The 13,922-nt window shown below is 66.3% G+C and carries 13 protein-coding genes; 2 read left to right on the top strand and 11 right to left on the bottom strand.

What is annotated here, in order from left to right; all coding sequences use genetic code 11:
• Nucleotides 1–35: 35 nt before the first annotated feature.
• On the bottom strand, nucleotides 36–695 hold the full coding sequence (locus G6N19_RS03720; protein ID WP_193465787.1) for an SDR family oxidoreductase: 660 nt from the start codon (nucleotides 693–695) through the stop codon (nucleotides 36–38).
• Between the two features lie 113 nt (nucleotides 696–808).
• Between G6N19_RS03720 and G6N19_RS03715 the strand changes: the two genes are divergently transcribed.
• Complete coding sequence (locus G6N19_RS03715; RefSeq protein ID WP_193465786.1) at nucleotides 809–1,813, top strand: LLM class flavin-dependent oxidoreductase; 1,005 nt, start codon at nucleotides 809–811, stop codon at nucleotides 1,811–1,813.
• On the opposite strand, the gene G6N19_RS03710 is transcribed toward G6N19_RS03715, so the two are convergent.
• Nucleotides 1,794–3,002 carry an IS110 family RNA-guided transposase gene (locus G6N19_RS03710; RefSeq protein WP_232062402.1) on the bottom strand — a complete coding sequence of 403 codons (1,209 nt, stop codon included), beginning with the start codon at nucleotides 3,000–3,002 and terminating at the stop codon, nucleotides 1,794–1,796. The genes G6N19_RS03715 and G6N19_RS03710 overlap by 20 nt on opposite strands.
• 244 nt (nucleotides 3,003–3,246) lie before the next feature.
• On the opposite strand from G6N19_RS03710, the gene G6N19_RS03705 reads away from it, so the two are divergent.
• Nucleotides 3,247–4,317, top strand: coding sequence for an NAD(P)H-dependent amine dehydrogenase family protein (locus G6N19_RS03705; RefSeq protein WP_193465785.1), 1,071 nt, complete (start codon nucleotides 3,247–3,249; stop codon nucleotides 4,315–4,317).
• Nucleotides 4,318–4,319: 2 nt separating this feature from the next.
• On the opposite strand, the gene G6N19_RS03700 is transcribed toward G6N19_RS03705, so the two are convergent.
• From G6N19_RS03700 to G6N19_RS03660, 9 genes are all read right to left on the bottom strand, one after another.
• On the bottom strand, nucleotides 4,320–5,198 hold the full coding sequence (locus tag G6N19_RS03700; RefSeq protein WP_013828033.1) for a mycofactocin-coupled SDR family oxidoreductase: 879 nt from the start codon (nucleotides 5,196–5,198) through the stop codon (nucleotides 4,320–4,322).
• Nucleotides 5,199–5,275: 77 nt separating this feature from the next.
• On the bottom strand, nucleotides 5,276–6,571 hold the full coding sequence (locus G6N19_RS03695; protein WP_193465784.1) for a TetR/AcrR family transcriptional regulator: 1,296 nt from the start codon (nucleotides 6,569–6,571) through the stop codon (nucleotides 5,276–5,278).
• Nucleotides 6,572–6,689: 118 nt separating this feature from the next.
• Complete coding sequence (locus G6N19_RS03690) at nucleotides 6,690–7,976, bottom strand: amidohydrolase family protein (protein WP_193465783.1); 1,287 nt, start codon at nucleotides 7,974–7,976, stop codon at nucleotides 6,690–6,692.
• Nucleotides 7,977–8,045: 69 nt separating this feature from the next.
• Nucleotides 8,046–8,741 carry a DUF3298 domain-containing protein gene (locus G6N19_RS03685; protein WP_013828036.1) on the bottom strand — a complete coding sequence of 232 codons (696 nt, stop codon included), beginning with the start codon at nucleotides 8,739–8,741 and terminating at the stop codon, nucleotides 8,046–8,048.
• Complete coding sequence (locus G6N19_RS03680; protein WP_013828037.1) at nucleotides 8,741–9,307, bottom strand: hypothetical protein; 567 nt, start codon at nucleotides 9,305–9,307, stop codon at nucleotides 8,741–8,743. Before G6N19_RS03680 ends, G6N19_RS03685 begins: the two co-directional genes overlap by 1 nt.
• Before the next feature lie 15 nt (nucleotides 9,308–9,322).
• Nucleotides 9,323–10,609 (bottom strand): MlaD family protein, encoded by a 1,287-nt coding sequence (locus G6N19_RS03675; RefSeq protein ID WP_193465782.1) that lies wholly within the window; start codon nucleotides 10,607–10,609, stop codon nucleotides 9,323–9,325.
• Nucleotides 10,606–11,703, bottom strand: a complete 1,098-nt coding sequence (locus tag G6N19_RS03670) for an MCE family protein (RefSeq protein WP_013828039.1) — start codon at nucleotides 11,701–11,703, stop codon at nucleotides 10,606–10,608. Before G6N19_RS03670 ends, G6N19_RS03675 begins: the two co-directional genes overlap by 4 nt.
• Complete coding sequence (locus tag G6N19_RS03665) at nucleotides 11,700–12,836, bottom strand: MCE family protein (protein ID WP_041319621.1); 1,137 nt, start codon at nucleotides 12,834–12,836, stop codon at nucleotides 11,700–11,702. Before G6N19_RS03665 ends, G6N19_RS03670 begins: the two co-directional genes overlap by 4 nt.
• Nucleotides 12,833–13,858, bottom strand: a complete 1,026-nt coding sequence (locus tag G6N19_RS03660; RefSeq protein ID WP_013828041.1) for an MCE family protein — start codon at nucleotides 13,856–13,858, stop codon at nucleotides 12,833–12,835. Before G6N19_RS03660 ends, G6N19_RS03665 begins: the two co-directional genes overlap by 4 nt.
• Nucleotides 13,859–13,922 lie beyond the last annotated feature (64 nt).

Raw genomic sequence — 13,922 nt, 5'->3', positions numbered from 1 at the left:
ACCGGCAAACCAGTTGCGTGGCCAAGACTACCTGGTCAACCGGCTTGCAGGGCCTCCAGGATGGGGGTCTCGCCATCGTTGAACTCGATGGTGCGGCGTCTCGTCGACGGCTCGATCAGGCAGGCCGCGATCACCTGTGCGACGTTGGCTCGCGACACCGTTCCCTTGGCTGCGTTGTCGGCTGCCGCGGCTGTCTGGATGCGACCGGTGGCCGGTTCGAGGGTGAGCCGACTCGGGCCGAGCACCGTCCAGTCCAGGTCGCTTGCTCGCAGGTGAGCATCGGCGGCGGCCTTGGCTTGCGCGTACGGGAAGAACCCATCGTCCTCGGCCACGCCGTGCCCGGGGCCGGCGCCGAAATAGGACACCATCACGAATCGGCGCACCCCGGCCTGCCCGGCGGCGTCGATCACCCGGATCGCGCCGTCGCGGTCCACCGCGTAGGTCCGGGCGGGGTTGCCGCCGCCGGCGCCGGCGGAGAACACCACCGCGTCGTGGCCCGTCACCAGTTTCGCCAGGGCGTCGGTGTCGAGTTGTTCGATGTCTGCGACCACGGGAACCGCGCCGGTCACTGCCACTTCCTCGCTGTGGTCGGGGTTGCGGAACACCGATGTCACCTGATCGCCGCGTTCGGACAGGATCGGGCTGAGCAGCAGGGCGACCTTGCCGTGGCCGCCGAAGATCACGACGCGTGCCATGCCTCCGACCGTACCTGTTGGCCGTCATGGGTGTGTGGGATGCGACCACCACACCGCCGAGGAACAAATATTAGGTTATAGTCGGGCGGATCCCGAAGGAGTGCTGCTGCGAGATGTTCACCCTTCGCTTCGACATGCGGGCACCCGCATCCGGCGCGCCGCGCAACGAGCTCTACGCCGCGGCCGTCGAGATGTGTGCCTGGGCCGAGACCCGCGGTGCGATCGCCGCGGTGCTGTCCGAGCACCATGGCACCGAGGATGGCCACCTGCCGTCGCCGCCGCTGCTGGCCGCGGCGATCGCCGCCCGGACCGAGACGTTGACGATCATGCTCGCGGCGGTGATCCTCCCGTTCTGGGATCCGGTCCGGCTGGCCGAGGACATCAGCGTGCTCGACATCATCAGCAACGGCCGCGTCGCCTACGCGTTCGGGATCGGTCACCGCGCCGAGGAATATCAGCACTTCGGCATCGACAGCCGTGCGCGCGGCCGGGTCGCCGACGAGAAGCTGGCATTACTGCTACAGCTGTTGCGTGGCGAGCCGGTGCAGCACCAGGGCCGCCGTATCCACGTGACACCGGCGTGCCTCCGCGCACCGCACATCATGGTCGCCGGCGCCAGCCGGGCAGCGGCGCGGCGAGCCGCCCGTCACGGGCTGGGACTCCTCGCCCAGGCGAATCCTCCTGGCCTGAAAGATTTTTACGAGGAACAGTGCCGCGCCCACGGGCGCGAACCCGGGGCGTGCCAGTTCCCCGACGCGGACGCGCCGACGACAGTGTTCGTCACCGACGACGTGGACCGGGCCTGGGATGAGCTGGGTCCGTACCTGCTGCACGATGCCATGACCGCTGCCGCCTACCGGCACGGCGATGCGACGATCGCCAGCATCTCGCGGGCCACCAGCGTGGCGGAACTGCGGGAGACATCGGGCCCCTACCGCATCGTCACCGCGGATGACGCAGTCGCGCAGCTGCGGGCCGGTCGCAGCCTGCCGCTGTTGCCGTTGTGCGGCGGGCTGCCCCCCGCGCTCGCCTGGCCGTATCTGGAACACGCCGCCGCGGCGGTGGCGCGAGGAAACGAAGGGACTCTCAATGAAGAAGTCAAGCCGCCGATTTGGTGATCGGGGGTGAATCGGGTTGCCAGGTGCGGTTGTCACGGATGAGTGCGTAGAGGACGTTGGTGCGGCGCCGCGCCAGGCAGATGGTGGCGGGGATCGGCCGTTTTCCTTCGTCTCGTTTGCGCTGGTAGTAGGCCTTGGAACCGGGGTCGCAGCGGATGGCGGTGAGTGCGGACATGTACATGACGCGGCGCAGTCGTCGGCTGTAGCGCTTGGGGGTGTGCAGTCGTCCGGTGCGCTTTCCGGAATCTTTGGATACCGGCGCCAGCCCGGCCCAAGCGGCGAGTTGGTCGGCAGAGCCGATCAGGGCGGGATCGCCGACGGCGGCGAGGAGTTCCGCACCGAGACGGAAACCCATGCCGGGCATGCTGGTGATCACTGCGGCGGCGGGATGGCGGCGAAATCGGTCCTCGATGTCGGCATCGGTGGATTTGATGCGGTCATCGAGGGCAACCACCTCCCCGGCCAACTCGGCAACGAGTCCGGCAGCGACATCTTCGCCGGGCAGGCGCACCGTCTGGGATTTGGCGGCCGCCACCGCCGCGGCGGCGATCGTGGCCGCGTTGCGCACACCGGCATCGCCGAGCATCTTCGTCAGACGCGAAACACCACTTTGGCGAATGGCTTTCGGTCGCTGATACCGCGTCAGCAGTACCACCCAGCCGCGGTCCTGGGTCAGCTGCGCGGCCCGTTCCAACGCTGGGCAGACCGCGATGAGTTGTTGGCGCAGCCGGTTGATCGTGCGGGTACGGTCAGCGACCAGGTCCGCGCGATGGGCGGTCAGCATCTGCAGCTCGGTGATCAAGACATCATCGGGATGCAGCACAGGCAGATCGGTACCCCGCATGCGCGACTGGTCGGCGATCACCCGGGCATCTTTGGCGTCGGTTTTGCCCTCGCCACCGCGGTACACCGCCGAGGCCTGCCATACCGCACGGCCGGCCAGATACCGGACCGGTTTACCGGCGTCGGCCAGCACCGTCAACAACAGAGCGGCATACACGGTGGTCAAGTCGACCGTCCACGACACCTCGTCAGCCAGTTGCTCAATCTCGGCTACGAGTTCACGGATCGGTTGCTCATCGTTGACCAGTCGGCGCGAGAGCATCACCGCGCCGTTGTCATCGACCACGCACACCCAGTGATGTTCCTTACCGACATCCACTCCAGCCCACACCTGGCTCGCTGCCATCGCACCTCTTTTCGCTTGTCTGCCAACACGATCCCCACGGACAACCCCGCCAGCATTTCCTTAAACAAGCGATCACATCGCAGATCTCAATCAGCGGCCAGAGAAGTCCAAGCAGGTCGGGCGGCCAGTCCCTTCAAGCCGCACCACCAAGGCCGGCTAGCGCCATGCAGCCTCACCCGACCCACCCGGGTCACAGCACAACGTAACAACACGAAGTAACTGCAACTACGAACTTAAGGAAGCCATGAGTCCCACAACCCGCATGGCGGTCTGGTCGACCGGTGGCGTCGGCTCCATCGCGATCGAGGCGATCCGGTCCCGGCCGGACATGGAACTGGTGGGGGTCTGGGTGCATTCGCCGGACAAGGTGGGGCGTGATGCCGGTGAGCTCGCCGGCGGGACCCCGCTCGGGATCACCGCGACCGACGACGCCGACGCGCTGATCGGGCTGCGGCCGGACTGCGTCGTGTACGCGGCGAGCGGGCCGGAACGCGACGCCGGTGCGGTCCCCGACTATCTGCGGCTGCTGGCCGCAGGCATCAACGTCGTCTCGACGTCCTCGACGAGCCTGGTCTACCCGCCGAGCTACTTCCACCCGCAGTGGCGCGACCAGCTCCGGGCGGCAGCCGAGGCCGGTGGCGCGTCGTTCTATGTCTCCGGCGTGTTTCCCGGGTTCGGCTCCGATCAGCTGGCGCTGCTGCTGGCCACCCAGTCCAAGACGATCCGGTCGGTGACGGTGACCGAGATCGCGCTCAACGACCACTACCCGGTGGCCGAGGTGATGATGGACGGGATGGGGTTCGGCCGGCCGCTGGACTTCGAGCCGATGCTGAGCACCCCGGGCTTCATCGAGATGGCCTGGGGCGCACCGATTCAGCTGATGGCGCAGGGCCTGGGAGCCAGTGTGCAGGAGATTCGCGGCTCGCTGGATCGGCGAGTCACCCACCGCGACATCGAGGTTGCGTTCGGAACCATCGCGGCCGGCACGTGCGGTGCGGTGTGCACCCGCGCCGCCGGGGTCATCGACGGCCGGGAAGCCATCGTGGTCGAGCACGTCATCCGGATGGCCCGTGACGTGGCGCCGGACTGGACGACGTCGGACTGCGACGCGACCTACCGGGTGGACATCGCCGGCGAGCCCGACATCCACTGCGCGATGACGCTGGGCGATGCGGAAGGTCACGGCGCAGGTCGCGGTGCGATGGCCGCGACCGCGATGCGCGTCGTCAACGCGGCACCCTATGTGGTCGACGCCGCGCCGGGACTGCTGAGCTCGCTGGATCTACCGATCACGTTGCCGCGCCACGCGATCTGAGGTCAGCCGCCCGGCCCGTTGGGCCACTTGAGCAGCGAGCCGGCGTCGACGCGGATGTGTTGGCCGGTGATGTAGCGGGCGTCGTCGCTGGCCAGGAAGACCCCGAGGTTGGCCATGTCCTCGGGCTCCACGTAGGGGATCGGCATCGCCTGGAAGAGGGTGAACAGTGGTTCGGCGTCCTCGCGGGTGGCCTTCTTACCCTGAGAGGTCAGATCCGGGCGGAACATCGAATACATCCCGTCGTTCTGCAGCAGGTGGGTGTTGCAGTTGGTCGGGTGGATGGCGTTGACCCGGATCATCCTGGGCGCCAGGTGCAACGACATCTCGTCGACGTACTCCATGACGATGCGCTTGCTCCACCCGTATCCGGCGCCGCCGGGACCCATGTTCGGGTTGTCGGTGGTGCCCCGGATCATCCCGGCGGTCGAGCCGGTGACGATGATCGATGCGCCGTCGGGCAGGTGCGGAATGGCGACCGCGACCGTGTTCATCACACCGACCAGATCGACATCGGAGGCGTCGACGAACTGCATCGGGTCCGGCTTGCCCATCGCCATCGGCAGGATGCCGGCGTTGGCGACGACGATGTCTATCCTGCCCAGATCCGCCAGGCCGGCATCGAGCGCGTCACGCAACTCGTGGCGCTCGCGAACATCGGCGATCCGCGCGACGACGCGGCGGCCCAGTTCCTTGACCGCTCGTTCGGTCTCGGCGAGGTCGTCGGGGGTCGCCAGCGGGTAGGGGTTCGACTCGATCTGGCGACAGATGTCGATGGCGACGATGTCGGCGCCTTCCCTGGCCATCGCCAGCGCGTGGGCTCGACCCTGGCCGCGCGCCGCGCCGGTGATGAATGCGACCTTGCCGCTGAGCTTTCCGGACATGGACCGAACCTATGTGACCGATCCGGCTTAATCAATAGGTTTCGGAACAAAATTTTGGTAGCGACGCGTCGTCGCCGTCAGCCAGATCCGCGTTCGGCCGCCCCGCGGATCAGGGTGTCGCGGGCCAGGGTCAATGCGGCACGCGTGCCCTGGGATCGCACGATGTTCTCCGGCATCCACAGCAGATCCATGACACATCGCGACAGCATCTCCATGGAGGGGGCTTCGATGTGCACATCGCCGGACCGAGTCCCCTCGGACAGCAGCGATTTGAGCTGACGCATCCGCATGGTGAATGCCAGACCCGGATTGGGGGTATCGGGCGGGGAGTGCCGCATCCAGGCCAGCTGGATCTTCCACTCGTCCGGAAACTGCTCCAGCGCGTTGATGTTGATCCAGCTCAGGGCATCGAGCTTCTCGGTGGGTGTCGCCTCGGCCCGCAACACGGCGGCGAATCCGCCACCGGCCTTGGCGCCGAATGACGCCATGATCGAGGCCAGGAGTTCGTCCTTTGAGCCGATCAGCCGGTAGACGGTTCCGGTGCCCATCCCCGCCGCGGATGCGATATCCCGGACGGTGGTGACCTCATAGCCCTTACGCCCGAACTCGGTTCGGGCCACCGCGCGGATATGCGCAGCCTTGTCGTCGTGGGCATCCTCCTCGGCCCAGGTCCCGATCGCCGCTTGCGCCGCCGCGAATGCGGGGGAGCGGTCCAACTGCTTCTCGGAGGGCGGCCGACTAGCCAGGCCCTGCAGCATGATTCGGCAGAGCACTGAAGCCGTTCGGTCGGCGGCGGCCTTGTTGCGGATGACGTCGAGCCCCACGTGCATCATCGACTGGCACATCCGGTCGGCCAGCGTCGCCAGGTCGAGATCTCCCCGGATGTAGCCGCTCCACCGGCCGGCCCGCAAGGCTTGCAGCATGGCCCGCTGAACGCTGGTCGGCGGTTCTCGAAGCAGTTGAACCAGCTCCGGATTCGCGCTCGGCGCCTCGTAGAACGACATCTGCAGGGCGGCCCGGTGCGCTACCGCACACCGGGCAATCTCCGAACCCAGCTCGACGATCACCTCCGCGGCCGGCTGGTGCCCGGGCGCGTCCAACCTCTCGCTGGCGGTCTGGCCGATGCGCTCCAGGTCGGCATGGTAGCGGCGCACCAACTCGACCAGGATGGCTTCCTTGGAGTCGAAGTGGTGGTAGAGGCTGCCCGGCAGGATGCCGGCGGCGTCGGCGATCTCCTGCAGCGAGGTCCGCAACCCCGAGGAGGCGATCAAGTCGGCGGCGGTCTGGAGGATCTCGGTGCGCCGTGTCCCGTCCTCGTAGGAATCGGTGAGGTTGGCGGAAGTTGCCGTTCCGGCTGGCTTCTGGCGCCCCACCGCACCTCCACTGCTCCCGTGATCAGCCGGGCCTCACCCGAGCACCTAAAGACCGAACATTTGGTTGAACGCTACCAGACGGTAGCTGTCGTCCCGGACAGTCAGGGCCGGTCGCCGGTCAGGTTCCGGTCGGCAGTTTGGCGGCCAGGTCGAGGACGGTCACGGTGTCGGTGCCGGTCTTCTTCAACCGCTCCGAGGAGCGGTGGCCCAGGTCCACGTCAGCGGACTGCACCCGTAGTGCACCGACCGTCAGCTGCTCCCGGGGCAGTTTGGCGAACATGTCAAAGGAGAAGAGCCGCAGTGCGTTCTCATGGGTGATCTTGTCGACCTCGTCGTCGGGTACCCCGTCCAGATAGCCGGCGAGCGACTCGGGCGCCAGCGGCCACGTCGAGTCCGAGTGCGGGTAGTCGCACTCCCAGGTGATCATGTCGAGGTTGAGCTTGTGCCGGTTCTCGATGCCGAAGCCGTCGTCGATGAAGCACGTCACGACCCGCTCCAGGAACACCTCGCTGGGTAACCGGTCGCCGAAGTTCTGGTGGGTCCAGGCCCGGTGCATCTTGTAGACGCGATCGACCCGCTCGAGGAAGTAGGGGATCCAGCCGATGCCGCCCTCGGAGAGCGCGAACCTCAGATCCGGGAACTTGCGCAGTGTCGGCGACCAGACCAGGTCCGCCGCCGCGTTGACGATGCTCATCGGCTGCAGGGTGATCATCGTGTCGACGGGTGCGTCGATGGACGTGATCACCACCGACGACGATGACCCGATATGCAGGCAGACGACGGTGTTCTCGTCACTGCAGGCCTGCCAGAACGGATCCCAATGCGGGTCGTGCAGTGACGGGTAGTCGAGCTTGGTGGGGTTCTCGGAGAAGGTGACCGCGTGGCAGCCCTTCTTCGCGACCCGCCGTACCTCGTCGGCCATCAGATCCGGATCCCAGATCGGCGGCAGCGCCAGCGGGATCATCCGGCCCGGATAGGCGCCGCACCACTCGTCGATGTGCCAGTCGTTGTAGGCCCGCAGCACCGCAAGACCCAGGTCCTTGTCGGTGGCACGCGCGAAGTACTGGCCGCAGAACTGCGGATAGGACGGGAAGTTCATCGCGGCGGCAACACCGTTGGCGTTCATATCCCGGATCCGCTCGTGGATGTTGTAGCAGCCCTCGCGGATCTCGCTCAATTTGGTGGGTTCGGCTCCGTACTCATCCGGTGGGCGGCCGGCGACCGCATTGAGGCCGACGTTGGTGGCTTCTTGTCCCTCGAAGACCCAGGCGTCGGTGCCGTCGGATCGCTGGATCAACTTGGGCACATCGTCTTTGTACTTGGCGGGGATGTGGCTGTCGAACATGTCGGGCGGTTCGACGAGGTGATCGTCGACGGAGACGAGCACGAAGTCGGCCATATTCATTGCAGGCTCCTTGTGCTTGAGCGCATTCGGCGTAGCGCCTCCGACTGTACGGGCGGAACAGATATTTGGTCAACCTCCGGTGATCGAAAGATACTGGGGCACGATCTGATCGTCGATCGCTGACCACGGGACGGTCACGATCTTGACGCCGGGGCCGAATTGGGGCGGCGGGAAGTGAAACTCGATGCCCTGATCGGTAGGGGTCCAGTGCTTGAAGTTGACATCGACGGGGGCGAACTGGCCGGCGCGACGCCAGTCGCGAAGTTGTGTCGGCGAAGCCACCGTGGACACCTGCGCTTCCACCTGCTCGCCGAGGCGGATGAGCCCGGCGGTCTTGTCGCGAAACAGGTTGTCCCACGTGAGGATATCGCCGTTGCCGGCATCGCAGACCACACTGCCCACAGTGTGCATCGGCATGTGCGGTTCGGCGGTGTTGTACGAGCCGACGAATACCTCGGACACCGTCGTAGCGCGGATGGTCATGGTCCCGGTCGCGTCGAATGTCCAGGGCCGTCTCGTCGAACCGTCCCACACCGCTTGGGTGACTTCGCGGTTCGCTTCGGCATCGATGTGATCGTTGATGATCCCCGCCGTCGCATCGTCGGTGCTGAGGCGCTGATAGTGTACCGACCACGTTCCCAGTCCGTCCGGACTCGATCCCGAGATCACTGCTCCGATGGGCTCCGCTCGCGTGACACCGGCCAGCACGGTGCCGCTCAGTGCGAGCAGCACCAGAATCGCCAGACTTCTGCCTGCGGCGGCCACTATTTCAGCTCGACACGACTGGCCAGCCATCGCCCGTCGATCCGTTCCATGGTCATGGCGACCCGGCTGCGATCGAGCCGGCCGGCCGGATTGGCGACGTTACTGATCGACTGGTCGACGAACAGCAGGACTTCGACGGTGTTCTTCGCCGCCGACTTGACTGCCGCGTCCACCACGACACCCTTGCTCATCGCCTTGTTGTCGATGAGCAGCTGGCGCAGCTGGCTCGCGGACTGGCTGTACATGTCCTTGAAGGCGCCGGTGGCGCCGTCGACAACTTTTGCGAAGTTGTCGTCGACACGACCGGCATCGATACTCGTCAGGGTCGTGGCATAGTCGCGAGCTGACGCCAGTGCCGCCCTGCTCGCATCGGCGACAACCCGGTGTTGCTGGTATTGCCAGCCCAGAAATGCCAATGCCGCCAATGCTGTCACGGAGATGCCGGTGGCAGCGACAAGCATGACGCGGCGCGGCTGGCGCTCGGGTTCGCAGGACAGCGCGGCCTTTTCGCAGGCAGTGCCGGCCACGTCGGCTTCGGCGGGGTCGTCCAGCAGTCGGGTCGCCATGATGGGCCTCTTTCGTCAGCTCGGTGGGTCCGGCGGGAGTGGGGTATTCATCGGGACCCCGCCGAATGGCATGAGCAGGGTGTGTGGATCCGGCGGAACCGGATCGGTCTGAGCTACCGGGTCATAGCCCGGCGGCGGGCCCGCGGTGTCGTCGCCGGGCGGGCGCGGTGCGTTACGGGCGCCACGGACCAGCACCGAAGGGTCGGGGTTGTGGCAATAGGTGTAGAGGTAGGGCTCGGGATAGTTCGGGATGGCCGGTGGCAGTGCCGGCAGCCCGTAGTCGCAGCTGTAGCGGGGCCACAGATCTGCGAGCACCCAGACCGCGTTGTCGCGCACCACGCTGCTCAGCGCCTCGACCGCCGAGCCGCCGCGAGAGGAGTTGACGATCTCGTTGAGAGCGGGCAGCCGCGCGTTCGACAGCTGTGCGGTCGAGACCAGGTTGCCCAGCAGGCCGACCATGGTGTCGGAGTTGTCTTCGATGATCTTGTCCAGCATGGTGAATGGCCGGCTGCCATTGTCGACCAGGGTGCGGAATCCGCCGTCCATGGACCGGGCTCCGGCCATGATGCCGCTCAGGTTCTGCGAGGATTGCGCCAGCCCCGAACTGCTGTCGGCCAGGGTGGTCAGGACGGTGCGACTGGTTCGCAGCACGCTCACCGTTTGGGGCAGTACGGAGTCCAGCGTCGAGATGAGGAAGGCCCCACCGTCGAGCAGCGCCGCGAGTTTGGCCGGCCCCTGGTCGGATACTCGAAGTTCGGTCGTGATGGCGGCCAGCTTCTGAGGATCCACTTGGGCCAGCAGCCCGTTGGCATCGGCAAGCAGCTGCGCCAGCGATACCGGAATGGCGGTGCGGTCCTCGTCGATCACGGCGCCGTCAGTCAGACCTGGTCCGCCGGGATGCTCCGGCCGGAAGTCCAGGTACTGTTCGCCGGCCGCCGACAGCGCCGAAACCCGCACCAGACTGCTTCGCGGCACCCGGTTGCGGTTGTCGATCTCGGCGGTGGCGATCACCCCGGTGTCGCCGAGTTCCACCGCGCTGACTTTGCCGATCCGCACGCCGCGCAGCGTGACGTCCTGACCGGGCAGTAGGCCCCCGGATTCGTGCAGGCGCACCTGCACGGAGATGGTGGACCGGAACGGGCTGATGCCCAGCGTCCCACCGACGATGTAGACCAGTACGGCGATCAGCGTCACGACGATGCCCGTCACCGACGTCGCGACACGGTGGCGATTGAGCGCTCTGACCGCGTCGACCAGCAGTCGGGTCACCGTCTCCAGCAGTTGCAGGGCGCTGTTCATCATCGGGGCCGATGCTCGGGGCCGTATATCCGGCCCAACAACAGGTTCCACTCGTAGCGAAGGCTGCCGATCATGGCATGCCAGTCGGTGCCGTCGGGACCGTGTGTTCCGGGATCGCCGGGATAGTTCTTGTCGGGGAGGGCGCCGATCGCCAGCTGCGTGACGGTCCCGACGGCGTGAATGTCGGGGCCGCTGGTGATGTGGGTAATGCCGGTGATCATTCGATTCCAGATGTTCAGATTGAGCTCGGGGTCCATTGAGATCTGATTGAACACGTCCGACAGCCGGTTCAGATCGCTGATGGTACTGCGCGTATCAGTGCCCTGCATGGATGGAAAGCGGTTGAGCTGTCGAGTGATCCGGCCGCCGGCAGCAGCCATGTCGGCGAGATTCGTGGCGCTGTCGGCGAGTGCCCCGGTCGCCGGCGTGGCGGCTGCCAGCACCGTATTGAGGGTGTTGCGGCGAGCTGACAGCGTGGCAGCCAGGTCGGAGGTGTTACGCAGTGCGGTGTCGAGCTGCGTGGAGCGGTCGTTCAGCCGCGACAGCAGCGTGTTGGAGTTGTGCAGCAGCGCGGCGACTTTCGTCCCGCGCCCACCGACCGCGTCGCCCGCTCCGTTGACCGTCGAGACCAGACGGCGGATCGCGCCACCGTTGACCAGAAGTGCTGCCGAGCCCAGTACGTCTTCGATGGTCGCGGCCGAAGTCGTGTGATCCAGGGCGATGGTATCGCCGTCACGCAGCCGCGTGGCGTCGGCAGCCGCATCCGGCCCGTGGTGCACCGCGACGAAGATGTCGCCGAGTGGGGTCGCCGAGCGCAGCTCGGCGACGGTGTCGGCATACAGCGGTGCACCGGCACTGATCTTCATCGTCACGTGGGCGGAGAACTCCTCAGCACGAATGGCTGCGACTTCGCCGATATCGGCTCCGTTGAGCTTGACCTTCGCCTTCAGGGGCAGGTTCAGCGCGTTGGCGAACACCGCTGTGAGGGTGATGTCCCCGTCGACGCGACCCGGTGCCGGCAGTGGAATGCTCGCCAGTCCACCCGCACAACCGGAGAGCGTCACCGCCGTTGTGGCCGCGATCAGGGTCCTCATCATTTCGCGGCTCCCGCCATGCGTTCGAGTAGTCCTGTCATTCCGTCCACGAAGAAGGTGGTGCCGAACTCGGGCGCATTGTCGGCGACGGTCCCGGTGGCACAGCCCAGATCCTTGATGCCCGCGAGATTGCAGACCTCCTTGGCCATCTGGCCGTTGAGCATGAGCTTGTCGAGCGTGGGGTGGATCCGCAGCGTACGGCCGCTGGGATCAACCGCGTTGTAGATGTTGGTGCCCACCAGTGGTAACACGTCGAGGATCTCCTCGAGCTGGCGTCGGTTGTCGACGAGGACACCGGTGAGGTTGCCGAAGTCACCGACGGTGCCTTTGAGTGTGTCGCGGTTGCGCTCCAGCAGCGCCGCCGCCTGGTCGAGGATCTGGTTGGCCTTCGCGCCGGTGGTGCCCGCGCCGAGGTTCTCGGCGGCGACAAGGTCGCTGAGCGCACGGACGTTGGACCCGAATTCCCTGATCGCGGTGTCATTGTCGGCGGCCGCTTGGGTCAGGTCGGCGAGGCTGGTGGAGATCGACGCAACGGTCCTTCCGGTTGCGGCGCCGTTGTCGGCGCCCAGGCGTAGTGCCTGGGAGAGTTGATCGAGAGCAGCCTTGATGTCGGGTCCGCTGCCGGCGGAGATCTTGGCTCCGATCCCGATCAGGTTGGCGAGCGCACCGTGGCCCTGGCCGTCGCCTTCCAGCGCGCGAGACAGCTTGTCGGCCATGGCCAGTGTGCGGTCGAACTCCACCGGGGTTCTGGTGCGGGGCAGACTCACGATGTCGCCGTCGCGCAGCTTGGGGCCGCCGGTGTACGGCGGAGTCAGTTCGACGTGCCGATCGGTCAGGATGGACGTGGCGATGGTGACGGCCTGAACGTCGGCGGGGATGTCGACGGGCTTGTCGATGACAAGCTTCACTTCGACGTGGCTGTCCCGGGGAATGATCTCGGTGACCTTGCCGATCGGCATGCCCAGTACCGACACCGCATTGCCCTCGTAGAGCCCGACAGCTTCCTCGAACTGGGCCGTAACGGTCAGCGCGCGGTGCCGCTCGCCGGATATGACGTACCAGAACAGGATTCCGGCGAACGCGGCAACGGCCATCCCGATCGCGATCGACTTGTTGTGAATCATCTGACGGCTCATCTGGGCTGCCTCGCCGGGTCGGGCGGTGGCCAACCCGGGAACGGATCCCCCGACGGTTGACAGTCGGTGAAGTATTGCGCCAGACCGAATTGCTTCCCGCGTTCACTGAGCGCACACATCCAAGAATCGATCAGTACCCCGGCCGGCAGGTTGATGTCGAGGGCGGTACCGCTGCCGCTGGCATTGGCGAGATTACGGAAGGCCACCGGCATCACCTGTAGCGTGTTGCGGATCAGTGCGTCGTGCGTGGCGGCCATCTGCGCGAATTGCTGCATGTTGGCCAGCAGTTCGTTGATCGCAGGCTCGTCGTTGAACAGCATCTTCAAGGTGTCGACCAGCGCCGCGGTGCCGGTGAGCAACCGGTGTACCGCGGCCTGTCGGGCATTGACCGTCTGCAGTAGATCGCGGCCCTGTATGACCAGCGCACCGAGGTCGGCCTGCTGGTCGCGGATCACCCCGGTGACGGTGTCGACGTTCTTCAGCAGTGACCCGAGCTGGTCTCGTCGCGAGGCAACCACGGCTGCCAGGGTTTTGACATTCGCCAACGCCTCCGGCAGCGCCTCGGGCATACCGGAGAGCCCGTTGCCCAGTTCGGCCATCGATGCGGCGATGCGGTCGGCGTCCACCTGTTCGAAGGTGGTGGTCGCGTCGGCCAGGGTGGCCTGGAGATTGTAGGGGACCGCGGTGTTGGCCAATGTGATGGTGCGGGAGGGGAGTTCACCCTCGCCGGCGGGAGTCAACTCGAGGTAGCGGCGGCCCAGCAGGGTGGTCAGCTTGATGGCCGCGCGTGACGCATCGCCTACACGCACCCCCTTGCGGACGGTGAACTTCACTGTCACGTGGTCTCCGGTGAGCGCGACATCGGCTACCGTGCCGACTTCGATTCCGGCCACGGTGACCTGATCCCCGGGACTGATCTGGGCGGCTTGGGCGAATTCGGCGGAGTAGCCGCGATGCCCCAGCGACAACTTGCCGACACCCACGAGTGCGGTGATGACGAGCGCGAGCACCGCTACCGTCACGGTCCCCACCAAGATCGTGTTGTATTCCTCGATCGCGCGCCTGGGTCTGTGTGACATCGTGTCC

The organism is Mycobacterium novum, assembly GCF_010726505.1.
In the GTDB taxonomy this organism is placed as follows: Bacteria; Actinomycetota; Actinomycetes; order Mycobacteriales; family Mycobacteriaceae; genus Mycobacterium; species Mycobacterium algericum.
Note: the sequence above shows the minus strand (reverse complement) of the source record. Positions and strands in the feature narration are given on the sequence as shown.

Excerpts from the sequence above, each read along its gene's own strand:
- G6N19_RS03720 (WP_193465787.1), bottom strand. The coding sequence starts at position 695 with ATGGCACGCGTCGTGATCTTCGGCGGCCACGGCAAGGTCGCCCTGCTG.
- G6N19_RS03715 (WP_193465786.1), top strand. The coding sequence starts at position 809 with ATGTTCACCCTTCGCTTCGACATGCGGGCACCCGCATCCGGCGCGCCG.
- G6N19_RS03710 (WP_232062402.1), bottom strand. The coding sequence starts at position 3,002 with ATGGCAGCGAGCCAGGTGTGGGCTGGAGTGGATGTCGGTAAGGAACAT.
- G6N19_RS03705 (WP_193465785.1), top strand. The coding sequence starts at position 3,247 with ATGAGTCCCACAACCCGCATGGCGGTCTGGTCGACCGGTGGCGTCGGC.
- G6N19_RS03700 (WP_013828033.1), bottom strand. The coding sequence starts at position 5,198 with ATGTCCGGAAAGCTCAGCGGCAAGGTCGCATTCATCACCGGCGCGGCG.
- G6N19_RS03690 (WP_193465783.1), bottom strand. The coding sequence starts at position 7,976 with ATGAATATGGCCGACTTCGTGCTCGTCTCCGTCGACGATCACCTCGTC.
- G6N19_RS03680 (WP_013828037.1), bottom strand. The coding sequence starts at position 9,307 with ATGGCGACCCGACTGCTGGACGACCCCGCCGAAGCCGACGTGGCCGGC.
- G6N19_RS03675 (WP_193465782.1), bottom strand. The coding sequence starts at position 10,609 with ATGATGAACAGCGCCCTGCAACTGCTGGAGACGGTGACCCGACTGCTG.
- G6N19_RS03670 (WP_013828039.1), bottom strand. The coding sequence starts at position 11,703 with ATGATGAGGACCCTGATCGCGGCCACAACGGCGGTGACGCTCTCCGGT.
- G6N19_RS03665 (WP_041319621.1), bottom strand. The coding sequence starts at position 12,836 with ATGAGCCGTCAGATGATTCACAACAAGTCGATCGCGATCGGGATGGCC.